Annotated in this window: 4 protein-coding genes and 1 pseudogene; all 5 read right to left on the bottom strand. The window is 67.5% G+C overall.

The window, feature by feature from the left end; all coding sequences use genetic code 11:
* Positions 1–238 precede the first annotated feature (238 nt).
* A pseudogene (locus tag MJ797_RS25190) lies at positions 239–753 on the bottom strand (IS110 family transposase); the annotation flags it as partial.
* 105 nt (positions 754–858) lie between these two features.
* A complete protein-coding gene (bfr, locus tag MJ797_RS25195; RefSeq protein ID WP_239341981.1) occupies positions 859–1,329 on the bottom strand; it encodes a bacterioferritin in 471 nt (156 codons plus the stop codon).
* A gap of 17 nt (positions 1,330–1,346) precedes the next feature.
* Positions 1,347–1,535, bottom strand: coding sequence for a bacterioferritin-associated ferredoxin (locus MJ797_RS25200; RefSeq protein ID WP_239341982.1), 189 nt, complete (start codon positions 1,533–1,535; stop codon positions 1,347–1,349).
* Positions 1,536–1,866: 331 nt separating this feature from the next.
* Positions 1,867–2,967 carry an OmpA family protein gene (locus MJ797_RS25205; RefSeq protein WP_239341983.1) on the bottom strand — a complete coding sequence of 367 codons (1,101 nt, stop codon included), beginning with the start codon at positions 2,965–2,967 and terminating at the stop codon, positions 1,867–1,869.
* A 234-nt stretch (positions 2,968–3,201) separates the two neighbouring features.
* Positions 3,202–4,101, bottom strand: coding sequence for a phosphatase PAP2 family protein (locus tag MJ797_RS25210; protein WP_239341984.1), 900 nt, complete (start codon positions 4,099–4,101; stop codon positions 3,202–3,204).
* Positions 4,102–4,314 lie beyond the last annotated feature (213 nt).

Here is a 4,314-nt window from a genome sequence, read left to right on the forward strand (position 1 = left end):
GGACATGAACGGCCCGGACAGCGCCATATACCGGGATCCGACCCACCCGGCCACAGAGCGGCATCCTTACACAGCCGGACAGTCCCGACCATCGCAGGAACAGGCCTTGCAGCGTGCCTGTTGGTCAGACATCCCATGTTCTTGGATGTCAAGCGGCGACTACTTCGGTGACATACTGCTGGCCAGGCGGTTGCTGTTGTAGGCCGTGTGGGCCTTCAGACAGCCGTGTCGGGGCAGCCAGGCCGTCGAACACGGCCACAGCGGCCGGGAACGACTCCAGCAACGCCGCGCGCACCGCTGGACCTGCCTTGTGCGGTCCCAGACCAGCGTCTGATGGGCCCAGACAATGCTCTTCACCGCCTCCGTGAGCGCGCTGTCGCCAGCGACAGCCCGCAGCTGGTGGCGGTCGGTACGGACCATGTCCGCCAGCGCATGCGCGTCACCGGCGTCGCTCGTGGCCCCCGAGGTGGAGCACCGCTCCCGGTAGCGAGCGGCCTGCAACGGGTTCATCGCGATCACCTGGTAGCCCGCCGTGACCAGCGCGGACACCCACGGACCGCGATCGCTCTCGATCCCGATCACTACCTGGGCGGGGTCAGCGTCCTCGGGCAGGTGCGCACCGACCAGCTCGGGCAGCCGGGTGATCCCGGCCAGCCCCTTCGGCAGCCGCGCCTTCACCAGCCCGCGGCCCGCCTCCTCCTGCACCTCCACATCGTGATGATCTTCAGCCCAGCCGTCCCCGACGAACAGCACCGACGTCCTCCCGACCCACACACGGACAGGTTCAGCAGCCGGGGAGAGCTACCAACGGACCAATGGTCAAGTACTCACGCCGTCACAGGCGGGCACGACATCCCATCAGTCGTGGATCTGCTGTGCGAGGTAATGCGCCTCACCGAGCTGGGCAAGCAGCTCGATCTGGGCGTCCAGCCAGTCGATGTGGTCCTCCTCGGAGACGAGGATGTCCTCCAGGATGACGGCTGAACCCACGTCGTCGCGGGCGCGGGTCAGGACGATTCCAGCACGCAGGAGGCCGCATGCCTCGATCTCGTGGGTCCGGTCGGAGTTCAGCTGCTCGGCAACGGTCTCACCGACACGCAGCGTGTTGAGTCGCTGAAGGTTCGGGACACCGCCGAGGTAGAGCACCCGATGCACCAGTTTGTCCGCATGGCGCATCTCGTCGATCGACTCGTCGTACGTGTGCTTGCCGAGCCGGTGATATCCCCAGTTGACCTGCATCCGCGAGTGCAGGAAGTACTGGTTGACAGCTGTCAGTTCATTGGTGAGAACACCGTTGAGCAGTTCGACAATCTCCGGGTCGCCCCTCACCTGGAACCTCCACCGTCTCAGCCCGACTGGACGACCGGACGGGCCCGACGGTGGTCGGTCAGCAGCTCCTCGATCTCGTCAAGGCAACCACCACACCCGGTACCGGCCGCACAGACCGCACCCACCTCGCACGTGTCACGCGCGCCCGATTCGATCACGCCGCGCAACGTCCGGTCGTTGACAGCAAAGCATGAGCAGACCAGCACCGCACCTCACCACACCTGTTCTGGAGCCGTTCGCCGCGTCATCCGGAAAGCGGTCGTGCGCAACCGGGATGATGATCACGAATGCTCACTACTCGGCCAGAGCTTCCCAGGTCGACCACAGCTTTTTGGTCAGAGCGCCCGGCAACAGCGCACGCGGTGTCGTGGGACTGGAGCACGCGCCCCAGCCCCACTCCTTGATCTACAGCCCTGCCGCCGGATTCTCTTAGCTAAGCCTTCCCTAATATTCCGCACCAGGAGCTTGCCATACAAAAAGATCAAAAACAACAGTCGCCAAGCGACAAAAATCGGCTACTCAGGGCAAACACATGGCCTACGGCGCAAGCGGAGAGATTTCCACTCTGCGGTTGGCGGCACGGCCGGCGTCCGTGTCGTTGGTCGCCGCCGGATAATCGGAGGCGAACCCAGCGGCCCGCAACCGCCCTTCCGGAACTCCGTGACTCGCCAGGTAGGCGGCTGCGGCGCGGGCGCGCGCCAGTGACAGGGCCGCGTTGGTCACCTGGGAGCCTCGCGCGTCGGTATGACCAGCAATCAGAACTCCCAGCGCACCGTCGCGCAGCGCCGCCGCGATCTGGTCGAGACGAACACGATCGATCTCGGTGAGCTCCGAACTGTCCGTCGCGAAGGTGACCCGGCCTCCGGCCACGGCAGCGGCGAGGCGGTCGACCGCACCGTCACCCGGCCGGACGGGATCAGGAGCCACCGGTCGCACGGCCAGCCGATTGTCGAGGGAGATCGCGGGCCGCGCGGTGCGCACCGCGGCAAGCACCGCGGCACCCAGGCGCGCGCGCTCGTCCGCGTCCGCCACGGTCCCCTCGACGACAGCGGTGGAATCGATGATCGTCACCTGATGTTCGCCAATCACCGCTGTCAGCGAACGGACCAGATCCGCCAGCATCGTCACCGGTGGCGCGGCCACGTCGGGATCAACCGTGACCCGTCCGGTCAACGTGCCGGAACTCGCCGCGGCCGCCGCGCCCAGAAGCCGCTCCCGAGCATCCTGGCCTGGCACGGTCGCCGTGACGGTGAGCGATCCTCCGTTGACATCGATCACCAATGGCTTCACGGCGGCGGCCGGTATCGGCACCGGCACCGGCCCAATCTGGACATCATCGGCCAGTGTGGCTGATCGCGCGCCGGACATGCGCGCGACAGCCTGGCGGGCCGTTTCAGCGGCGGACACGCTGGGGAACGTCCCATGCACGGTCGCGTCCTGACCGTTGAAAGTCACCTCAGCCCCGGCCTGACCGCTGGAGCGGACCACCGACGCCGCCCGCCTGGACAGCCCGTTCTCGATCGGCCCGCGCCGCAGGCCGAATGCCAGCAGCCCAATCAGCAACCAGGCAACGACGAGAGAGAACAAGAACACAACGGGATGAGGCCGCCGTAGCGCGGCCAGTTGGACCAAGGACATCGAAATGGTCTCCGCGCGGAATCTGCTGGAACGCCTTCAGGACGCGCCGCCACGATGCCTTCGGGCGGCCCAACGGACCAGAAAAGTACGGCGAACAACCCCGCCGTGGGTCAACTGTCGCACATCGGGACGCCCACCACATACACCGGGTAGGCCCACGCAAGGGCCGTTGCGCAAACGGCGATGGCGCAGGCCGCGGCCGTCGCGGGGGCGGGTGCCGGGCGGGGACGTGTTTCAGCGCCCTTCCCGGCCAGATGACCGGCACTGCGCCGTCGGCTGCCCCAGCCCCGCGCTGACGGCTCCGGCGGGCTCAGGCTCAGGCTCGGATGCCGATTCGGGCCGCGTGGGCTCGCTCGGCGAGCCGACCAGGTCCGCGTGGCCGTCATGGCGGCACTGCTGACGAGCCAGTCGCGTGACGACCACCGCCAGCAGGGCTCCGAGGCCGAGCACCAACCACCCGGCGACGGCATCGAGCACGTAGTGGTTGGCGGTGGCTATCACCACGAACGCCGTCGTACCCGGATAGACCACGCCGAGCGTCCTGACCCAGCGGCGGTGGGCGAGGCTGGCCACATACCAGCCGCACCACAACGCCCAGGCGCAGTGCAGGGACGGCATGGCGGCGAACTGGTTGGCAAGACCGGCCAGCCCCCGCGGCGCCGCGCTGGAACCGCCGCCCCACCAGCCCCAGCCGTGGAACGACGCCATGGTGTCGACGAAGCCGGCACCGGGCAGCAGGCGCGGCGGGGCCGTCGGTAGCAGAATGAACCCGACCAGACTGATCACGGTCGCGCACAGGATCGTCCAGCGGGCCCGTAGGTAGTGCCCGGGACGCCTGCGGTAGAGCCACACGAGGGTGGCGGGCGTGACGATGAAGTGGAAGGTCGCGTAGTAGTAACAGCTCGCCACAGCGAGCACGGGGATGCCCTGGAGCCAGTGGTTCAGCCCGAGCTCGACGTCGAGGTGGAGATCCGTCTGGATGCGCAGGAGGTCCCAGCCGACCGCGAGCGCGTCGCCGACGGAACCGTCCGCCACCGCGCGGGTCGCCGTGTAGGTGTAGTAGAAACCGATGATCATAACGACTTCGATCCACACCACCGGCAGCCCGTCCGACCTGCGGCGTATGCGGATCACCCGCGACCTCCCCGGCTTCGACCTGGCCCATCCGGTGGACCGGTTCCTGACCTTCCCCTGCCCGCCCAGGCACCCCATCTTTCGCTCAACGTGTTCAGTCAAGTACCTTTGCGTCACCAACCGCAGCACCGACAACGGCTCGTTCCCGGGGGTAGCGATGACGCACCCGATAGCTGGCATACCGCCCGGCGCGGTGCATCCGACGCCCGCCGA

This window comes from Protofrankia sp. CiP3 (genome assembly GCF_917627345.1).
Lineage (GTDB): Bacteria > Actinomycetota > Actinomycetes > Frankiales > Frankiaceae > Protofrankia.

Coding starts and splice junctions, on each gene's coding strand:
- MJ797_RS25205 (WP_239341983.1), bottom strand. CDS start 2,967: ATGTCCTTGGTCCAACTGGCCGCGCTACGGCGGCCTCATCCCGTTGTG.